This is a genomic window from Phenylobacterium sp., from assembly GCF_030679875.1.
Classification (GTDB): domain Bacteria; phylum Pseudomonadota; class Alphaproteobacteria; order Caulobacterales; family Caulobacteraceae; genus Phenylobacterium.
The window spans coordinates 85399-105030 of record NZ_JAUXSP010000015.1 but is presented as its reverse complement, the minus strand read 5'-3'; the positions used below and the strand labels follow the sequence as shown (position 1 = coordinate 105030).

The 19632-nt window shown below is 67.7% G+C and carries 17 protein-coding genes; 11 read left to right on the top strand and 6 right to left on the bottom strand.

What is annotated here, in order from left to right:
* Positions 1 to 2 precede the first annotated feature (2 nt).
* From Q8K84_RS08570 to Q8K84_RS08560, 3 genes are all read left to right on the top strand, one after another.
* Complete coding sequence (locus tag Q8K84_RS08570) at positions 3 to 1265, top strand: pitrilysin family protein (RefSeq protein ID WP_305282195.1); 1263 nt, start codon at positions 3 to 5, stop codon at positions 1263 to 1265.
* 129 nt (positions 1266 to 1394) lie between these two features.
* Positions 1395 to 2006 carry a GNAT family N-acetyltransferase gene (locus Q8K84_RS08565; protein ID WP_305282194.1) on the top strand — a complete coding sequence of 204 codons (612 nt, stop codon included), beginning with the start codon at positions 1395 to 1397 and terminating at the stop codon, positions 2004 to 2006.
* A 30-nt stretch (positions 2007 to 2036) separates the two neighbouring features.
* Positions 2037 to 3695: a bifunctional diguanylate cyclase/phosphodiesterase gene (locus Q8K84_RS08560; RefSeq protein WP_305282193.1), complete on the top strand. Its 1659-nt coding sequence runs from the start codon at positions 2037 to 2039 to the stop codon at positions 3693 to 3695.
* Positions 3696 to 3711: 16 nt separating this feature from the next.
* Here the strand turns inward: Q8K84_RS08560 and Q8K84_RS08555 are convergent, their stop codons facing one another.
* Positions 3712 to 4305 carry a YqgE/AlgH family protein gene (locus Q8K84_RS08555; protein WP_305282192.1) on the bottom strand — a complete coding sequence of 198 codons (594 nt, stop codon included), beginning with the start codon at positions 4303 to 4305 and terminating at the stop codon, positions 3712 to 3714.
* A 126-nt stretch (positions 4306 to 4431) separates the two neighbouring features.
* Here Q8K84_RS08555 and Q8K84_RS08550 point away from each other — a divergent pair, with 126 nt between their 5' ends.
* The 3 genes from Q8K84_RS08550 to Q8K84_RS08540 all read left to right on the top strand — a co-directional run bounded on the left by Q8K84_RS08550 (position 4432) and on the right by Q8K84_RS08540 (position 6991).
* Positions 4432 to 4920, top strand: a complete 489-nt coding sequence (locus Q8K84_RS08550; protein WP_305282191.1) for a peroxiredoxin — start codon at positions 4432 to 4434, stop codon at positions 4918 to 4920.
* Positions 4921 to 5035: 115 nt separating this feature from the next.
* Entirely contained in the window at positions 5036 to 6313 is a 1278-nt protein-coding gene (locus tag Q8K84_RS08545) for a bifunctional alpha/beta hydrolase/OsmC family protein (protein WP_305282190.1), read from the top strand.
* 60 nt (positions 6314 to 6373) lie between these two features.
* Complete coding sequence (locus tag Q8K84_RS08540; RefSeq protein ID WP_305282188.1) at positions 6374 to 6991, top strand: glutathione S-transferase family protein; 618 nt, start codon at positions 6374 to 6376, stop codon at positions 6989 to 6991.
* A 6-nt stretch (positions 6992 to 6997) separates the two neighbouring features.
* Here the strand turns inward: Q8K84_RS08540 and Q8K84_RS08535 are convergent, their stop codons facing one another.
* Genes Q8K84_RS08535 through Q8K84_RS08525 form a run of 3 tightly spaced genes read right to left on the bottom strand, consistent with a single transcriptional unit; the run spans position 6998 to position 10370 of the window.
* Complete coding sequence (locus tag Q8K84_RS08535; protein WP_305282187.1) at positions 6998 to 7747, bottom strand: Sir2 family NAD-dependent protein deacetylase; 750 nt, start codon at positions 7745 to 7747, stop codon at positions 6998 to 7000.
* Positions 7744 to 9009, bottom strand: coding sequence for a potassium/proton antiporter (locus tag Q8K84_RS08530; RefSeq protein WP_305282185.1), 1266 nt, complete (start codon positions 9007 to 9009; stop codon positions 7744 to 7746). Before Q8K84_RS08530 ends, Q8K84_RS08535 begins: the two co-directional genes overlap by 4 nt.
* A gap of 56 nt (positions 9010 to 9065) precedes the next feature.
* Entirely contained in the window at positions 9066 to 10370 is a 1305-nt protein-coding gene (locus Q8K84_RS08525; protein WP_305282184.1) for a dicarboxylate/amino acid:cation symporter, read from the bottom strand.
* 281 nt (positions 10371 to 10651) lie between these two features.
* Between Q8K84_RS08525 and Q8K84_RS08520 the strand changes: the two genes are divergently transcribed.
* Genes Q8K84_RS08520 through atzF form a run of 5 tightly spaced genes read left to right on the top strand, consistent with a single transcriptional unit; the run spans position 10652 to position 18026 of the window.
* Positions 10652 to 11134 carry a CopG family ribbon-helix-helix protein gene (locus Q8K84_RS08520; protein ID WP_305282183.1) on the top strand — a complete coding sequence of 161 codons (483 nt, stop codon included), beginning with the start codon at positions 10652 to 10654 and terminating at the stop codon, positions 11132 to 11134.
* Entirely contained in the window at positions 11131 to 11961 is an 831-nt protein-coding gene (locus Q8K84_RS08515; RefSeq protein ID WP_305282182.1) for an urea amidolyase associated protein UAAP1, read from the top strand. Before Q8K84_RS08520 ends, Q8K84_RS08515 begins: the two co-directional genes overlap by 4 nt.
* Before the next feature lie 11 nt (positions 11962 to 11972).
* On the top strand, positions 11973 to 12605 hold the full coding sequence (locus Q8K84_RS08510) for an urea amidolyase associated protein UAAP2 (protein ID WP_305282181.1): 633 nt from the start codon (positions 11973 to 11975) through the stop codon (positions 12603 to 12605).
* A 14-nt stretch (positions 12606 to 12619) separates the two neighbouring features.
* Positions 12620 to 16234, top strand: coding sequence for an urea carboxylase (uca, locus tag Q8K84_RS08505; protein WP_305282180.1), 3615 nt, complete (start codon positions 12620 to 12622; stop codon positions 16232 to 16234).
* A gap of 13 nt (positions 16235 to 16247) precedes the next feature.
* Positions 16248 to 18026 carry an allophanate hydrolase gene (gene atzF, locus Q8K84_RS08500; protein ID WP_305282179.1) on the top strand — a complete coding sequence of 593 codons (1779 nt, stop codon included), beginning with the start codon at positions 16248 to 16250 and terminating at the stop codon, positions 18024 to 18026.
* A gap of 1 nt (position 18027) precedes the next feature.
* Here the strand turns inward: atzF and Q8K84_RS08495 are convergent, their stop codons facing one another.
* Entirely contained in the window at positions 18028 to 18807 is a 780-nt protein-coding gene (locus Q8K84_RS08495) for an ABC transporter ATP-binding protein (protein WP_305282178.1), read from the bottom strand.
* A complete protein-coding gene (locus Q8K84_RS08490; protein WP_305282177.1) occupies positions 18804 to 19628 on the bottom strand; it encodes an ABC transporter permease in 825 nt (274 codons plus the stop codon). Before Q8K84_RS08490 ends, Q8K84_RS08495 begins: the two co-directional genes overlap by 4 nt.
* Positions 19629 to 19632: the final 4 nt, after the last annotated feature.

Genomic DNA, 19632 nt, shown 5'->3' with positions numbered 1-19632 from the left:
GCTTGGCCTCGGTTCATCGCCTGGCCAATGGCGTACGGGTCGTCTGCGACCCCATTCCCGGCCTCGAGACCACGGCCCTGTGCGTGGTGGCCGGCCGCGGCGCGCGGTTTGAGGATCAAGGCAGGTCTGGCTGGTCTCATCTGCTTGAGCACATGGTCTTCAAGGGCGCCGGCGACCGCTCAGCCATGGAGATCGTCGAGGCGATCGAAGCGCAGGGCGGTCAGATCAACGCGGCCACGGGCTATGAGCGGACCAGCTTCCAGGTCCGTTGCCTCGCCGGCGGCCTTCGGCTTGGTTCGGCGGTCCTGGCCGATCTGGTCCTGGCCCCTCGTCTCGATCCCCACGACCTCGCCCGCGAGAAGCAGGTTGTGGGCCAGGAGATCGCCGAGGCTGCTGACACCCCCGATGACCTGGTGTTCGAAATGGCCCAGGCCGCCGCCTATGGGGGGCAGCCGCTGGGCCGCTCGATCCTCGGGACGGTAGAGTCGATCGCGACCGCCGCGCCTGACAGCCTGGCCGATTGGCGCCGTCAGCTCTATGACCCGACAACCCTGGTGGTGAGCGCGGCCGGCGCGGTCGATGAGGCCGAACTGCTGGACCTGGCGGAGCGGGACTTCGGCGGGGCCACAGCGCCGGTCGAGGCCGCCTGCGCCCCGGACGCGCAGTTCACCGGAGGACAGGCCGTAGAGACCAAGCGCCTGGAGCAGGCCAACCTGGTCTTCCTGTTGCCCACGGTGGGGGTCAGCCATCCCGACTATTTCGTCCTGCGCCTGTTCGCCGAGATCCTGGGAGGTGGCATGGCCTCGCGCCTCTTCCAGGAGGCGCGCGAGAAGCGCGGCCTGGCCTACGCCGTCGACGCCTACAGCGAGACCTATGCCGACCAGGGCGTGCTCGGGGTTTTCGCGGGCTGCGCGGCCAAGGATGCAGTGGAGCTGGCCAAGGTGGCCGCCGAGCAGATCGCGGGGCTGGGGGGATCTGTAACCGCCGCTGAACTCGCCCGCGCCAAGGCCCAGATCAAGGGGGCGATGTTCATGATGCGGGAATCGCCGCTGGCCCGGGCCGAGCAGACCGCCGCACAGCTCCTTCTGTTTGACCGCCCCCTGCCGCCGGCGGAAATCGCTGCGGGGATCGAGGCGGTAAGCCTTGATGATCTGGCCCGCCTGGGGGCGGACCTTTGCAACAGCCGAAGGGCCGCCATCTCGGTGCTCGGGCCCCGGCAGGCGACCGGCGCGGCGAGGGCCTTTACCGAGACGATGTTCGGCTGACCGGCCGCGGCAGGAACCACCAGCCCACCCTGGCGAGTTAGGGGATAGTCCGCGGGCTTGAGGGGGTTTTACGGCGTCTTCGCGGTCCTTCGACTTGACGGACGGGGCAATCGGAGCCGCAATCGCATCATGGCCTTACTGGACTGGATCGCCCTGGAGGGGGGCTTGCGCGTGGATGGAGCGGGGGTCTTCCTTCGCCCGCCCCGCGCCGCCGACTATGGGGAATGGCGCGACCTGCGGGCCGCTTCGCGGGCCTTCCTGCAGCCCTGGGAGCCAACCTGGCCCGCGGATGACCTTACCCGAGTGGCCTTCCGTCGCCGACTGGCGGCCTATGCCCGCGACCGCGAGGCGGGCGTGGCCTACAGCTTCCTGGTGTTTCAGGAGTCCGATGGCGCCCTGACCGGCGGCATCACCCTGTCCAATATCCGACGGGGCGTCGCCCAGATGGGGACGGTGGGCTACTGGTGCGGTCAGCCCTTCACCCGGCGCGGCCTCACCCTGGCGGCCGCGCGGGCTCTGAACACCTTCGCCTTCAACACCTTGGGCCTCCACAGGCTGGAGGCAGCCTGCCTGCCGCATAACGCTGCGTCCCGCAGTTTGTTGGCCAAGGCGGGGTTCGAGGAGGAAGGGTTCGCCAAGGCTTATCTGAAAATTAACGGCGTTTGGCGAGATCATGTCCTGTTCGGCATGACCACGCCCCGTTCTCGGGACGAGGGGCCGGAGGTGACTGTTTCTGTTTAGCCGGCGGCCTGCGCCGGCCCCCGAGAGGCCATGGCGAGCGATCGTTGGATATGGGACGCCACGAGCACGCTGGAAGCGCTGGGCGCGGCCGACGTGGCTCTCTGGCACTGGGAGCCTGAGCGCGACTGTCTGCGTCTGACGGGCGCCTCGCGGGCCCTGGGCCTCGGACCCCTCGCGCCAGAGTGCTCGTCGGCCGCCATCCGCGCCCTCGCCCTTCCGCAGGACCGGGCCAGGGCTGAAGAGGTCTTGCGGGTTCAGGAGCCCGGAACCGAGATCGCCGTTCGCCTGCGCATGCGCGGCGGTGGGGTTTGCATCTGGCGAGGCGTATGGCTCGAGGATGGTGTCCGCGCCGCCGGCGTCGTCGCCGCCGAAACCAAATTCGCCGCCTCCGACCTGGACAACCTCACCGGCCTGCTCGACCGGAAGAGCTTTATCCTCCGGGCCCGCGAGCGCCTTCAGATCGCCGGCGACTACGAGCTGGTGGTCGCCGATCTCGACCGCCTGCGCCGCCTGAATGAGGCCTTGGGCCATGAGCGCGCCGATCTGGTGCTCGCGGCCCTGGGGTCACGTCTTGCGGCGGCCTTCCCCCCGGGCGCCCTGCTATCGCGGGTCGGAGAAGACGAATTCAGCGTGCTGGCCAGAGTGGGCGAGATACCCGCCAGCGAGGTGCTGCGCAGCGCCTTGGAGCGGCCTCTGAGGGTCGCGGGCTTCGACATCCACCCCACCCTTTCGGTCGGCGCGGTCCGCGCCCGGGGCGGGGATGAGGCGCCGGAGGCGGCTGAACTGTTGCGGCGGGCTGAACTGGCCGTCGAGGCGGCCAAGACCGGCGGCCGTGGCGGGGCGGCGGCCTATGGCCGGGCCCTGGAAAGTGACGGACTCTCGCGTCTGGCCCTCGAGGGCGATCTGCGCGGCGCCATTGGCCGAGGCGAGCTGACCGCCTTCTATCAGCCGATCGTGCGGCTATCGACGGGCGCCCTGTCGGGCTTTGAGGCCCTGGTGCGCTGGCGTCACCCGAGACGCGGCCTGCTGATGCCCGACCAGTTCCTGCCGCTCTGCGAGGAAATGGGCCTGATGAGCGCCCTGGGTTCGCTGATGATGCGCGAGGCCGCCAGTCAGCTGGCGGTGTGGCGGCGCAATCACCGGGCGGCTGGCGAACTGACCGTCGCGGTCAATCTGTCGACAGGTGAAATCGATCATCCTGACCTGATCGCCAATGTGGTCCGTATCCTGCGCGAGACCGGCCTGCCCGCTGGCGCCCTGAAGCTGGAGGTGACCGAGGGCGACGTCATGCGTGACCCGGACCGGGCGGCCATCATCCTGCGCGATCTGCGCCAAGCCGGGGCGGCGCTGGCCCTGGACGACTTCGGCACGGGATTTTCGTCCTTGTCCTATCTGACGCGACTGCCCTTCGACACGCTCAAGATCGACCGCTACTTCGTCCGAACCATGGCCACCGATGCGGGCTCGGCCAAGATTGTCTCCTCGGTGGTCAAGCTGGGTCAGGATCTTGACCTCGAAGTGGTCGCCGAAGGTGTCGAGAACGCCGGCATGGCCCGCCAGCTCCTGGCCCTGGGCTGCGACTATGGGCAGGGGTTCGGCTATGCGCCGGCCCTGTCGCCGCAGGAGGCCGAGGTCTATCTGAACGAAAGCTATGTGGACGGCGCGGCTCCGGTGAAGGCCCGGGGCTGAGCCCCGCGCGGGGCGCTCAGGCCTGTCCGGCCACCGCCGAGAGCAGGCCAGGATCGATCCCCAGCTTGGCCAGGGCCTGGGACCACTTGTGGTCATGGTCGTCGCCGAACAACAGGGCCTCGTCAGCCGCACAGGTCAGCCAGACATTGTCGCGAAGCTCCTGCTCCAGCTGGCCGGCGCCCCAGCCGGCATAGCCCAGGGCCATCACGCTGCGACGGGGGCCCTCGCCATGGGCCAGGATCTCCAGCACCTCACGGGTGGCGGTCAGGGCCAGGTCCTCGCCCACGGGCAGGCTGTTCTCGCTGCGATAGTCGGCGGTGTGCAGCACAAATCCGCGCTCACGCTCCACCGGCCCGCCGATCAGTATCGGGTCGTCGAGACCCGAGGCGGTCTCAGACGCGGCCGCGATGTCCAGCCGCTCAAGCAGATCGGCGAGCATGAGCCCGTCCACCGGCCGGTTCACGGTCAGCCCCATGGCGTGCTCTTCATCGTGGGCGCAGACCAGCACGACCGCGCGCTCAAACCGGGGATCGCCGATGCCTGGCATGGCGATCAGCAATTTTCCTGAGAGATAGGTCCCGGTCGGCTTGGTCTGATCAATGGCGCCCATCCCCCTAGTTTGAGACTGAACGCGGCGCTTTCAAGACACAGTCGACGCAGGAAGGTTGAAGGGGGTGAGCAATGCGCTATTTGCTGGCCTTGCGCCCATCCTGGCGACCCATTGCGGAGCACGGCCATGACCATCAAAACCGGCGACAAGCTGCCCAGCGTCACCCTCACCCAGGCGACCCTCGACGGCCCCAAGCCCGTCACAACCGATGACCTCTTCAAGGGCAAGAAGGTCGCCCTGTTCGCCGTTCCCGGCGCCTTCACCCCGACCTGCTCGGCGCGCCACCTGCCGGGCTATGTGGACAAGGCTGAGTCTATGAAGGCCCAGGGCGTCGACATGATCGCCTGTCTCTCAGTCAACGACGCCTTTGTCATGAAGGCCTGGGGCGAGTCCCAAGCCGTCGGCGACGACATCGTGATGCTGGCCGATGGCAGCGGCGACTTCACCCGCGCCGTGGGTCTGACCATGGATGCGACCAAATTCGGCATGGGCGAACGCTCGCAACGCTATTCCATGGTCATTGAGGACGGGGTCGTAAAATCCCTGAACATCGAAGAGCCGGGCGAATTCCGGGTGTCGTCGGCTGAATATCTGATGGACCAGCTCGGCGCCTGATGGGCGCCAGGGGCGGCGGAACGCCGGTCTGATCCTGGCCGTTTGCTGGGCTCACAGGCTGGAGCCGTCGCCCCAGTGGCCCAGACTTCCGGGGCCTGCATGAATGGAGACTCCCATGGCCAGCATGGATTTCGATTTCGAGAATGCGGCCGGGCGACGTCTTTCTGGCGTGCTTGAAACGGGGGCGAGCCCGGCGCGCGCCTATGTGGTCTTCGCCCACTGCTTCACGTGCGACAAGCGGGCGCTGGCGGCGGTCCGGATCAGCCGCGCCCTGGCCGACAAGGGGTTCGGGGTCCTGCGCTTTGATTTCACCGGGCTGGGGGAAAGCGAGGGGGACTTCGGCGCGGGTCTGTCCAGCGACGTGGCCGATGTGGTCAGCGCCGTCGAGGCGATGAACGCCGCCGGCCACGAGGTGCAGGTGCTTGTCGGGCACAGCTTCGGCGGCGCCGCGGTCCTGGCCGCCGTGGGCCAGTGCCCGACGGTGCGCGCCGTGGCGGTGATCAATGCGCCAGCCTCGGCAGAGCATGTGCTGCGCCATGTCGAAGGCGCGCTCGCCACGGCCGAGGGTCCGGTTCCGGTGGAGATCGCCGGCCGCCGGTTCGAACTGGGCGCCGGCTTCATCGCCGACCTGGCTGAGCAGGACCAGGCCAAGCGGATCGCTCAGCTCAAGCGCGCCCTGCTGATCCTGCACGCGCCCCGGGACGAGGTGGTGGGCATCGACAATGCGACCGAGATATTTGTCGCCGCCCGCCATCCCAAGAGCTTCATCTCCCTGGACGACGCCGACCACTTGCTGACCGGCAAGGCCGATTCCGACTATGCCGCCGCCGTCATCGCCGCCTGGGCGGCGCGCTATCTGACAGCGCCAGAGGCCACGGCTGAGGCCTCCAGCGAGGCCGTCAGGGTCGAGGAGACCGGCGTCGGCAAGTTCCAGGTCTCTGTGCGGGCGGGCCCTTCGCGCTTCCTGGCCGACGAGCCCATCGATGTGGGCGGCCTCGACTCAGGCCCAAGCCCCTACGATCTGCTGGGCGCAGCGCTGGGCGCCTGCACCGCCATGACCTGCCGCCTCTATGCCGACCGCAAAGGCTGGTCTCTGGACAAGGTCAGTGTCGAGGTGACCCATGAGGCGCGCACAGCCACCACCAAGGACCGGTTCGTCCGTGAGATCGGCCTGGAGGGCGACCTCGACGCTGACCAGACCGCGCGGATCATTGAGATCGCCGAGAAGTGCCCCGTCCATCGGACCCTGACCGAGGGCGCCGAGGTGACGACGAGGTCCAGGCCCGCCCCTGCGCCGACGCTTGCGCGCCTGGACCCCGGTGATCACTTCGCCCGCATGAATGAGGCCTGCGCCGAGGACGATCCATCGGCCTCCTGTCCGCAAGAGGCTTGACCTGACGCGAGGGGAATCCCGTCAACTCGTCTCCGGACGAGAAAAAGCCGGGAGGCCGCCATGAAGTTCTACAATTCCGTCGGACCCAATCCGCATGTGGTGCGCATGTTCATGGCCGAGAAGGGCCTGGATATTCCGCAGCAGCAGGTTGACCTGATGAAGGGGGAAAACCGCCAGCCGCCCTATGCCCACAAGGTCAATGTGGCAGGTCAGATGCCGGCGCTGGAACTGGATGACGGGACGGTCGTCTGCGAGATCACCGCCATCTGCGAGTACCTAGAGGAGATGGTGCCTGAGCCGGCCTTGATCGGGACCACGGCGGAGGAAAGGGCGGAGACCCGCATGTGGACCCGCCGGATCGACCTGAACATCGTCGAGCCCCTGACGGGCGGCTTCCGCGCCGCCGAGGGTCGGCCGCTGTTCGAGCCGCGCTTCCGCCTGGTGCGGCCTGAGGCGGCCGATGACCTCAAGGCCATCGCCCGGGACAAGGTTCTCTGGCTCGACGGACTGATGGTCGACCGCGACTATGTCTGCGGGGACCGCTTCACCCTGGCCGACATTCTGTTGTTCTGCTTCCTGGCCTTTGGGGCCCAGGTGGGCCAGCCCCTGCCAGCTGAAGCCCAGCATCTCCCGGCCTGGTTCGAGCGGGTCAAGGCCCGGCCGAGCGCGAAGGCTTGACCGCTCTCAGCTGTCGCTCGGGACAATCTCGCTGAGCGTGGGCCCGATCTCGTCATGGACGACGAGGTCGGCGGCTTCGTCCTGGTCCGTCGGCTCACGGTTGACGATGGCCAGGGCTGCGCCCCGCCGCTTGGCCAGCAGCGGAAACTCCGCCGCCGGATAGACCACCAGAGACGAGCCCAGCACCAGGAAGAGGTCGCAGGCCAGCGTCGCGGCCGTCGCGCGTCTCATCTCCGCCTCTGGCATGGGCTGGCCAAACGATATGGTGGCGGTCTTCACCAGTTCGCCGCATTCGCGGCAGGTGGGAATGTCGCCCGTCGCCTCGAACTCGTGCTTCAGTTGAGGCAGTTCATGGCGAAGGCCGCAGGCCAGGCAGGTGGCGTAGCTGGCGTTGCCGTGCAGTTCGATAATCCGCTCATCGGGAACACCGGAAGCCTGATGCAGATTGTCCACGTTCTGGGTGATGACCGCCTCAACCTGGCCCTGTTTCACCAGTCGAGCGACGGCGTGATGGCCGGCATTGGGCTCACGCCCCGTCCAGCCTGCGCGGCCCGTAAAGGCGCGGGTCCATGCCTCCCGACGCTGCGCCTCGCTGGCGACGAAGTCCTGGAAGTAGATGGGCTTCATCTTGCTCCACACGCCGCCAGGGCTGCGGAAGTCGGGGATGCCCGATTCCGTGGAGATGCCCGCCCCGGTGAAGACGACGATCTTGCGGGACGTCTCGATCAGCCGGGAGAGCGCCTGGCGAGGGCTCATAGGGAAGTCTCCTCGATCCTCACGGGGGGAGGAACCCCGGGCGGGACTGAGCTCCCCGCCTTGGCCGTGGTCTTACGATCCAGGCCCAGCCGCTTGGCCAGCAAGCCGATGGTGGGTCCCTGGATGACGCTGGAAGCCAGCACGACGAAGAAGACGATGTTGAACATCGCCTGGGCGTCCTCCACCCCCGCCACGATGCCAAAGGTGGCCAGCACGATGGGCACCGCCCCGCGCAGGCCAGCCCAGGAGATGAACAGCTTAGCCCGCCAGTCGAACTGACGGAACGGGGCGAGGCTGATGAAGACGCTGGCTGGGCGGGCGACCAGCATGAGGACCGCGGTGATGGCCAGGCCCTCGAAGGCGACGCCCGGCAACTGATGGGGGAAGACCACCAGTCCAAGGGTCAGGAACATCACCACCTGGGCGAGCCAGGCCAGGCCATCCTGGAACTGGGACACCGCCCGGCGCCCCGGATAGTCGCGATTGCCCGCCAGAACGCCCGCCACATAGGCCGCCAGGAATCCGCTTCCGGTCAGGACCCCAGCCAGGCCGAAGGCCAGCAGGGCGGCGGCCACCGACACCACCAGAAAGAGGCCGCCCTGCCGGAGCTTGGCGCGGGCGAGGACCACGGTGAAGGCGTAGCCTATGGCGAGGCCAATCATGGCCCCCAGGATCATCTGCAGCAGGAAGTCCGGAACGAAGCTTAGCAGGGGAGTGGTGGGAACCGCGATCATCGCCAGGGCGACCCCGACGAGAAAGATGGCCATGGGATCGTTGGAGCCGCTCTCCAGTTCGATCAGGGCCAGGACGTCGTCGCGAAGCTTGGTTTCCTGGTTCCGTAGCACTGCGAACACGGCCGCCGCGTCGGTGGAGGCCACGACGCTGCCCAGCAGGAACCCCTGCAGCAGGCTGAAATCCAACAGCAGGATGGCGGTCAGGCTGACGATGCCAGCGCTGATCACCACGCCGATCGTAGCCAGACAGAGGGCCGGGGTCAGGACAGGCCGCACCGCCTTCCAGGGGGTGTCGAGCCCCCCGGAAAACAGAATGAAGATCAGGCAGGCCACGCCGATGGTCTGGGCGACCTGATAGTCGGCGAACCCGATGCCGCCAGGCCCATCGGAGCCGGCCAGCATGCCCAGGGCCAGGAAGCCGATCAGGGCGGGCACCCCGAAGCGGCTGGAGAGTGTGCCGGCCAGAACCGTCGTCAGAAGCAGGAGGCCCGTGACGAGCAGGAAGAGTTCAGGCGTGACAGCAGGCATGGGACCCTAGTTCGTTCATGAACCGCGCGGTCGCAAGGCCCTAAGACATTGAACCCTCACTCGACAGGCTTGGCGCGATAGGACTCCTCATCCAACTCGCCTTCCCACTTGGCGACGGTCACGGCCACTGCGAGGTCAGATGTGACATTGGCGACGGTTCGGGTCATGTCGAGCAGGCGGTCAAATGGCAGGACGAAGCCGACCACCAGGGCGGTCTGCTCGGGCGAGACGCCCATGGTGGTCAGCACGGCGGCCAGCATGAACAGCGAGGCCGACGGGATGGGGGCGGTGCCCACAGAGACCAGGATCGTGGTCAGGCCGACCAGAAAGTACTGGGAGAGAGTCAGCTCAATGCCGAAGGCCTGAGCGGTGAACATGGCGAGAAGGCCGATATAGAGGGCTGTGCCGTCCATAGAGACGGTGGTCCCCAGGGGCAGGGCGGTCGAGGCCACGGTGTGGCTGACCCCAAGGTTCTTTTCAGCTACGCGCATGGAGACCGGGAGGGTCGCCGCGCTGGAAGAGGTCGAGAAGGCGACCATCACCGCGTCGGGAATGTCGCGGAAAAACGGCCAGATGGGCAGGCCGGCCAGCAGGCGAAGCATGCCGCCGTGCACCAGCAGGATATGCAGGATGCAGCCGAGCAGGAGGGCCGCAGCCATCAGGAAGATATTGTAGAAGACGCTAAGGCCCGCTGTTCCCATGACCCAGGCCATCAGAGCGAACACGCCGAAAGGCGCCACCTCCATCACCAGGCGGGTGATGTAGAGGATCACGTCCACGCCGGCGTCGAACAGCTTGCGTATCGGGTCGGCCTTCTCCCCTAGGGCCAGGATCGCCGCCCCCACCAGGAATGAGAAGAAGATCACCGCCAGGATATCGCCGCTGGCGAGGGCCTGGATCGGATTGAGCGGGACGATGCCCAGCAGCTGATCACGGACCGGCGGCGCTGTGCCGACGGCCTCTGGAATGACGCCCTGGAAGTTAACGCCCTGGCCTGGTCCAAAGAGGAGTCCCATGGCCATGCCGACGCCGACGGCGATGGCGGTCGTCAGCAGGTAGAGGAAGATGGTCTTTCCGCCGATGGATCCCAGCCGTTTGGGGTCACCCATGCCGGCCACGCCCGCGACAATGGAGACGAAGACCAGGGGCACGACGATCATGCGGATCAGGCGAACGAAGAGGTCGCCAATCCATTTGATGGCGTTGGCCTGTTCGCCCAGCAGCAGCCCAGCGATCACCCCCAGGACGAGGGCCAACAGGATGCGCTTCCACAGGACGACGTCAAACCACCAGCGCTGGACAAACGTGCGTCTGGCGGGCGCCTCGGCGGCGGCGGGGCTCGTCGGCGGCGAATCGGTCATGCGACTCTCTTGATCACTATGCCGCGCTACGGCGGCGGTTCAGCGCAGGGTAGGGAGGTTATCGGCCTGCGCCAATCACTCTCGCCCCACTGATCCTGGCGAAGCCGTCGAACAAGGCCAACGACGCCGACGCCTTGGGCGACCGGCTAGGGGGAAGGTCGGCGCCCAACGGCTAGGCGCCGCTGCGGCCGGGGCGCCCATGTCGCAGGCGGGGCCTGGACCGCCCGCGCAATCGGTATTACGAAAATTGACGAACGTAATAACGGAGCCAAGATCACCTCATGACCGTGGAACCGATTTCCCAGCTCGCCCGCCTCAGCGTCAGCCTGCCCGCCGAGCTCCTGGCCCAGCTCGATGCGATGGTGGCCGAGCGTGATCTGCCCAGCCGCTCGCAGATGATCGCTGAATTGATTCGCCACGAACTGGCCGAGCATAGCGAGGGCCGGGACGGCGCCATCCTGGCCGGCACCATCACCCTGATCTACCGGGCCGAGAGCGGGCGGGTTCGACAGGCGCTCGCCCAGGCGCAAGGGTCGTTCCTGAAAGAGGTCATCTCCTCGCAGCACGTCTTCCTGGAGGATGACCAGTCCCTGGAGGTCCTGCTGGTGCAGGGCCCTTCGGAGCGCCTGCACATGCTGTGCGACGAGCTGCGCCGGATCCGTGGCGTGCATCAAATCCGCCTGGTGACCACGCGCGCCCTGTTGCCGCCGCTGCACGCCCATGGGCGTGGGGGCAAGGCCGCCCAGGCCGGAGGCGCGGCATGAGCGCCGCGTCCACCGCCGATCCCAAGAGCGCCCAGGCCCATGCCCGCGCCCAAGGCGCGACCCGCATCGAGACCATGCCGATCTTGCCGCCAAGCGAGGCTCGTGACCTGCCGACAGGGGTGGCGGCCGACGACATGCTCTGGGAGGAGACGATCGGCGCAGGGGGCTACGGCGCCAAGCGCCTGAACCGCGGCGCACGGCTGCGCCTGACCGACCTTCAGGGCGACGCCTGCGCCTCCATGCTGGTGTTCAACGCCGAAAATCCAGTGGAGCGGCTGAATGTCGCCGACACGGTCAAGGTGCAGTGGAACGCCTATCTGGGCCAAGGCCGCCTGCTGCTCTCCGACATGGGGCGGGCGATGATGAGCCTTCTGGAGGACGGCGCGGAAACTCATGACGCCTTCTGTGGGGCGTCCAACGCCGCCTCCAACGCCCGCCTCTACGGGACCGGGGACAATTGGGGGCCGCATCCCAACGCGCGCGACCGCTTCTCCCTGGCGCTGGCCAAGTTCGGTCTCGGCCGCAAGGACATCCACCCCTGCATCAACTGGTTCAAGGGCGCGAAGATCGGTCCCGACGGCGCGGTGGAGACCCACGTCGGTCCCTATCCCCCTGGTCGCAGCCTGACCCTGCGGGCCGAGATGGACGTGATCGTGGTTCTGGCCAACTGCCCCCACGTCCGCGACCCCCGGTCCGACTACAGCGTCACGCCACTACGGGTCAGCGCCTGGCGCGGGCCGGTGACGCCGCACGATGATCTGATCCGCAACGCGACGCCGGAGGGCCTACGCGCCTTCCTGAACGTCGAAAACTACTTCCGTCGCTAGAGGGCGCCGCCATGACCGATAAAGCCCTGGAAGGACTGCCTGGCCCCGTCCTGCATGACGAGATCGTGCCCGCCCTCGCCCCCTGGGATCATGTGGTGCGCAAGGGCGAGGTGCTGCGGATCATTGACCTGGAGGGTAACCAGGCCGTGGATTTTTTGATGTATGCGCTCGCCGACGACGCCGAGCGCTACAGCGCCCAGGACACCATCGCCGCCCAGGGCAACATCTTCCTGCGCACGGGTTCGGTGCTGCTGTCGAACGAGGGAAATCCGATGGCCACGGTGTTGGGCACTTCGGTGGCCTATCACGACACCATCGGCGGGGCCTGCTCCTGCGAGAGCAACACCCTGCGCTATGGCCACCACACCAAGGGCCAGCATGCCTGTGTCGAGAACTTCCTGCAGGCCAACGCCCGGCATGGGCGGGGCAAGCGCGACATGGTCTCCAACATCAACTGGTTCATGAACGTGCCGGTGGAGGCTGATGGCGCGCTCGGCATCGTGGACGGCATTTCGGCGCCGGGTCTGTTCGTGGATATCCGCGCCGAGATGGATCTGGTGGCGGTGGTCTCCAACTGTCCGCAGATCAACAATCCCTGCAACGGCTTCAATCCGACGCCGGTGCGCATGATTATCGCCGCCTGAGCAGGGGCAGTTCAGTGTTCACCAAGGTTCTCGTCGCTAATCGCGGCGCCATCGCCTGCCGCATCCTGCGCACGCTCAAGGATATGGGCGTGGCCTCGGTGGCGGTGTTCTCCGACGCCGACGCCGGCTCCCTGCATGTCAGCCAAGCCGATGAGGCGGTGCGGATCGGGCCGGCGCCCGCCGCTCAGTCCTATCTGGACGTCGAGGCCATACTGGCCGCCGCCCGGGCTACGGGGGCGCAGGCCATTCACCCCGGATATGGCTTCCTGAGCGAGAACGTGGCCTTCGCCGAGGCTTGCGAGGCGGCCGGGATCGCCTTCATCGGTCCGACGCCGGACAATATCCGCGCCTTTGGCCTCAAGCATACGGCCCGCGACCTGGCCCAGGCCCAGGGCGTGCCGCTGGCGCCCGGCACAGACCTGTTGACCGACGCGACGGTGGCGCTAGAGGCGGCCAGAACAATCGGCTTCCCGGTGATCCTGAAGGCGACCGCTGGCGGCGGCGGTATCGGCATGCGGGTTTGCGAGGACGAGGCCGCCGTGGCCGAGGCCTTCGCCGCCGTGACCCGGCTGGCCGGCAGCAACTTCTCCGACGGGGGGGTCTTCCTCGAGCGCTACGTCCGCCAGGCTCGACACATCGAGGTGCAGGTCTTCGGTGATGGCCAGGGTCATGTGGTCGCTCTGGGCGAGCGGGATTGCTCCCTTCAGCGGCGCAACCAGAAGGTCATTGAGGAGACACCGGCCCCGCATCTGCCATCCGCCACCCGCGCAGCGCTGATTGAGGCCGCCGTGCGCCTGACCTCCGCGGCCCGCTACCGCTCGGCCGGTACTGTGGAGTTCCTTTACGACGCCGAGCGCGACGATTTCTTCTTCCTGGAGGTCAATACCCGCCTGCAGGTGGAGCATGGGGTGACCGAACAGGTCACCGGCGTCGATCTGGTGGCCTGGATGATCCGCGGCGCGGCCAGCGACTACGGGTTCCTCGATGGCTTCGAGGCCGCCCCTCGCGGCGCCTCGATCCAGGCCCGCCTCTATGCCGAGGACCCGGGCCAGGACTATCGGCCAAGCTCCGGGGTTCTGACGCAGGTGCATTTCCCCGAGGGCGTCCGCGCAGACTCCTGGGTGGTGGACGGGACCGAGGTCAGCGCCTTCTACGACCCGCTGCTGGCCAAGCTGATCGTCACCGCCCCTGACCGGGCGCAGGCTGTTGCGGCGCTCCAGAAGGCGTTGGATGACACGCGCCTGGCGGGGTTGGAGACCAATCTGGAATGGCTGCGCCAGGTCGCCCGCAGCGAGGCCTTCGTCACCGGCCAGGTCTCGACCCGCGCCCTGGCCGACATCACCTTCGAACCTCAGACAATCCGTGTACTGAGTGGCGGCCCGGCGACCACCGTGCAGGACTATCCTGGCCGCCAGGGCTACTGGGACGTGGGCGTGCCGCCGTCCGGCCCGATGGATGCGCTCGCCTTCCGGCTGGGCAACGCCCTGCTGGGCAATATGGAGACCGCCGCGGGGCTGGAAATCACCGCCCTTGGCCCCACCCTGTTGTTCAACCGCACCGCCTCGGTCTGCCTGGCCGGCGCGGCGCTGGAGGCGAGCCTGGATGGCGCGCCGATCGAGCCTTATGTCCCGTTCCAGGTCTTCGCCGGCCAGACCCTGAAACTCGGGCGGGTGAAGGGGGCGGGTTTGCGGGCCTATCTTCTGGTCCGCGGCGGACTGGACGTGCCGGCCTATCTGGGCAGCAGGGCGAGCTTCACCCTGGGCGGCTTCGGCGGTCATGCCGGCCGCACCCTGGCCGCCGGCGATGTCCTGCGGGTTGGCGATGGCCTGGTCGGCCCGCCGCGGGCGGTGTTGGCGCCGGACCAGCAGCCGTCGCTTTCCAAGGCCTGGACGGTCCGCGTGCTGGCAGGCCCCCATGGCGCGCCAGACTTCTTCACCGAGGATGATGTGGCGATGATCGCCAGCGCCCCGTGGAAGGCGCATTACAACTCCAATCGCACCGGCGTGCGGCTGATCGGACCGAAGCCGCAATGGGCCCGCCGCGATGGCGGCGAGGCGGGACTTCACCCCTCCAACATCCACGACAACGCCTACGCCATCGGCGCGGTGGACTTCACCGGCGACATGCCGATCATTCTGGGGCCGGATGGGCCGTCCCTGGGCGGCTTTGTCTGCCCCTTCGTGACCATCCAGGCCGATCTCTGGAAGATCGGCCAGCTCGCGCCCGGCGACACCGTGACCTTCCAGGTGGTCAGCGATGAGGAGGCCGTGGCGGCGGAGAAGGCGCAAGACGTCCTGATCGCCGGGGCCGCCTTGCCCGCGCCCCAGCCGGTCCCCGCGCCCGCCGTCCTGTCCAGCGACAGCCCGATCCTCGGTGTCATCGAGGCCGAAGGCCATCGGCCCCGCGTAGTCTATCGCCGCCAGGGGGATCGCCACCTGCTGGTGGAATACGGCCCCATCGTGCTCGACCTGGAACTGCGTCTGCGCATCCACGCGCTGATGCTGGAACTGAAGACCATGGCGCTGCCCGGCGTCATCGACATCACCCCTGGCATCCGGTCGCTGCAGGTCCACTACGACAGCCGGGTCCTGTCGCAGGTCGAGTTGCTGCGTGCGCTGAATGACGCCGAAGATCGCCTGGGCGGGCTTGATGACTTCGAGATTCCGTCCCGCGTGGTTCATCTGCCGCTCTCGTGGAAGGACCCGGCGATCTACGAGACCATCGACAAGTACATGGCCTCGGTCCGGGACGACGCCCCCTGGTGCCCGGACAACATCGAGTTCATCCGGCGGATCAACGGCCTGGCCAGCGAAGATGATGTCCACCGCATCGTCTTCGACGCCCGCTATCTGGTGATGGGCCTGGGGGACGTCTATCTGGGCGCGCCTGTGGCCACGCCGATCGACCCGCGCCACCGGCTGGTGACCACCAAGTACAATCCCGCCCGCACCTGGACGCCGCCTAACGTCGTCGGCATCGGCGGCGCCTATATGTGCGTCTATGGGATGGAGGGGCCGGGCGGCTACCAGCTCTTTGGCCGCACCATCCAGGTGTGGAACACCTATCGTCAGACGAACGCCTTCACCGAGGGCAAGCCCTGGCTACTGCGCTTCTTCGACCAGATTAGGTTCTTCCCCGTCAGTCACGAGGCGCTGACCGAGTGGCGGCGCGACTTCCCCCTGGGTCGGCGGGAGATCCGGATCGACCATGAGACCTTCCGCCTGTCGGACTATCGCCGCTTCCTGGCCGAGAACGCCGCCAGCATCGAGGACTTCCAGACCACCCGCGAGGCCGCCTTCGACGCCGAACGCGCCGAGTGGGAGCGCCGCGGCGAGTTCGCCCGGGTGGAGGCCCTGGCCAGCGCCGCCGACGATGTGGCCGAGGCCGAGGAGATCGTCGTGCCCGAGGGCGCCGAGCTCGTCGAGGCGCCCCTGGGCGGCAGCGTCTGGAAGATGCTGGTCCAGCCCGGCGACCGGGTCGAGAAGGGCGCCGTCATCGCCATCATCGAGGCCATGAAGACCGAGTGCGATGTGACGAGCCCCAGCGCCGGCATTGTCCGCCAGGTCTATGCCCAGGAACGCCAGGCTATCGCGCCCGGCGCGCCGATGATCGCTGTCGAACCGGCTTGACCCGAGGACGCCCATGGAACGCCTGTCCGTCGCCGCCATCGCCGCCGAGGTCCGGTCGGGCCGCCGAACCGCAGAAGACGTGGCTCAGGAAAGCCTGACGCGGATCGGCGCCTATGACGAGGTCCAGCCTCAAGCCTGGATTGAAAAGTCAAAAGCCTCTGACGTGCTGGACGCCGCCCAAAGGGTCGACGCCAGGGTCGCGGCTGGAGAAGACCTGCCCCTGGCCGGCGTCCCGTTCGCGGTGAAGGACAATATCGATGTGGCTGGCCTGCCGACCACCGCGGCCTGCCCCGCCTACGCCTATGTCCCGGACGAGACCGCCACAGTCGTGGCCCGGCTGCAGGCGGCCGGGGCCGTGTTGATGGGCAAGACCAATCTCGATCAGTTCGCTACGGGCCTGGTGGGCAGCCGCACGCCCTATGGCGTTCCCGGCTGCGTGTTCAACCGCGACTATGTGAGCGGCGGATCCAGCTCGGGCAGCGCCGTCGCGGTCGGCGCGGGCCTGGTGGCCTTCGCCCTGGGCACTGACACGGCGGGGTCTGGCCGGGTGCCGGCCGCCTTCAACGGCCTGGTCGGCCTCAAACCCACCAAGGGAAGTTGGAGCACCTCCGGCCTGGTGCCGGCCTGCCGGTCGCTGGACTGCATCACGGTCTTCACCGCAACAGCGACCGACGCGGCCCTGGTGGACTCCGTCGCCGCAGGCTTCGACGGAGCTGATCCCTATTCCCGAGAGCAGGGCCCGGCCGCGCCGGCCCTGGGACCAGCCTTCCGCATGGGCGTGCCACGACTGGATCAGCTCAACTATATGGGCGACGGGGCCTCGGAGCGCCTCTACGACCAGGCTATCGCCCGGCTGGCGGCCACTGGCGCGACCCTGGTGGAGGTGGACATCGCCCCCCTGCTGGAGGCCGCCCAGCTGCTCTATGCCGGCCCCTGGGTCGCCGAACGCACCGCCGCCCTCGAGGACTTGTTGCGGACCCGGCCCAGCGCCGTCCATCCGGTGGTGCGGGCCATCGTCCAGACGGGTTTTGGAGTCTCAGGGGTCGAGACTTTCAAGGGTCTCTACGCCTTGCAGGATCACGCGCGCGACGCGCAGGCGCTCTGGGAGAGCATCGACGTCCTGCTGCTGCCGACAGCGCCGACCATCTACCGGATCAGCGAAGTGCTGGCCGAGCCCTTCGCGCTCAACGCCAATCTTGGCCTCTACACCAACTTCGTGAACCTGCTCGACATGAGCGCCATCGCCGTGCCCGCCGGCTATCGGGACAACGGTACGGGCTTTGGCGTCACCCTGATCGGTCCGGCCTGGGCTGACGCCGCCCTGCTGGACCTCGCCCGTCGCTATGAGGAGATCCATCCCATGCCCGCCGCCCCTGAGCTCGACACCACCGGCAAGCCCCAGACTGTCAAACTGAGCGTCGTCGGCGCCCACCTGGCCGGCATGCCGCTCCACTGGCAGCTGACCTCGCGCGACGCACGGCTGGTGGCTCGCACCAGGACGGCCAGCGCCTACAGGCTCTACGCCATGGCCGAGACCACGCCGCCCAAACCCGCCTTGATCCATGTGGGTGATGACGAGGGCGCCGCCATCGAAGTCGAGGTCTACGAGCTGGACCTGGCGGGCTTCGGCAGCTTCACCGCCGAGGTGCCGGCGCCGCTTGCCATTGGCACGGTGAGCCTGGAGGACGGAACCACGGTCAAGGGCTTCGTCGCCGAGCCCCGGGCGCTCGCCGGCGCCACGGACATCACCCATCTGGGTGGCTGGCGCGCCTATATCGCCAGCCTGGCCTGAATCAGGCTTCAGTTGCACCGGTCAGAGCCGCGATCTCCTTGGGGATCGCGGTCTTCATCTTATCGTCCAGCGGGAAGTCATAAACCGCCGTGGAGCCATAGCGGTGTGGCGCATGAGGATCGTGGCGGCGCTTGTCCACGGCGATCACCCGGGTGCCCAGCTTGAAGGCTTCCTTGATGTCGTGGGTGACCATCAGGATGGTGAGCCCATGCTCGCGCCACAGGCCGGTGATCAACTCGTGCATGTCCAGCCGCACGCCGGGATCGAGGGCGCCGAAGGGCTCGTCCAGCAGCAGGATGCGTGGCCGGGTGATCAGGGCCTGGGCGATGGCCAGGCGCTGTTGCATGCCGCCCGACAGCGCCCGGGGGAAGACCTTTACCGACGCCGCCAGACCGACCTGATCCAGGATGGCCATGGCCTCGGCCTTGGCTTTCCGTCGCGCCGATCCGATCAGTAGGCCCGTCAGCGGCGCCTGGTCGCAGCGGGCGCCGAACATCACATTCTGCAGCACGGTCATGTGCGGGAAGACCGAGTAGCGCTGGAAGACCACACCGCGGTCCGGACCGGGCTCAGCTGGAATGGGGGCGCCGTCCAGCAGGATCTCCCCGCGGCTGGGCGCCTCCTGACCGAGCGCCAGGCGCAGGAAGGTGCTCTTGCCGGCGCCTGACGGTCCGACAATTGAGACGAAGGCGCCAGGCGCCACGTCCAGGCTAACCTTTTCCAGGACCACGTGGTCGCCGTATTCGACCCAGACGTTACGAAACGACAGAACCGGGGTCATCGACGGCCTCCCGGCGCATGGGCCCAGCGGAAGGCGGTGCGGCTCCAGGTCAGCAGCGCAAGGTCGATGATCACCGCCAGCAGCGAGATCCAGGCGACGTAGGGCAGGATGATGTCCATGGCCAGGTAGCGGCGAACGAGGAAGATGCGGTAGCCGAGGCCCACATCCGAGGCGATGGCTTCAGCCGAGATCAGGAACACCCAGGCGGGACCGAGCGAGAAGCGCACGCTGTCGATCAGCCGCGGCATGGCCTGGGGCAGGGCGACCTGCAGGGCCACCAGCCAGGTGGACGCCCCCAGCGTCTGGGCCTTGACGATCTGCTCCTCGGGTATGGCCGCCACATGGGAGGCCAGGTCGCGGACCATGAAGGGGGCGATGCCGACGAAGATCAGCACGATCTTGGACGTCTCGCCCAAGCCAAAGACGATGAACAATATGGGCAGGACCGCAATGGGCGGGATGACAGAGATGGTGGCCACCAGGGGGCCAAGACCTGCCCGGGCATAGGGCAGCAGGCCGATGGAGAGCCCTAGCACAAGGGTGGTGGCCGCTGCGGCGCCGACGGCGATTCCCAGCCGGGTGAGGCTGGCCTTGGTGTCGGCCACCAGGGGGATTTCGCCCGTCCTGGGGTCTCTTTGTAGGGCCATGATCTGCATCGACTCGGCCATGGCCGCGGGTGTCGGCAGGATCTTGTCGCGGGGATTTTCCGCATGGCGGGCCTGGGACGCCACCAGGTAGAGCAGAACCAGGATGGCGATCGGCAATAGGCCCAGAAGGAGGCGACCGCCGCCACGCGGCCTGGCGTTCAGCAATCGGCGCATGGGG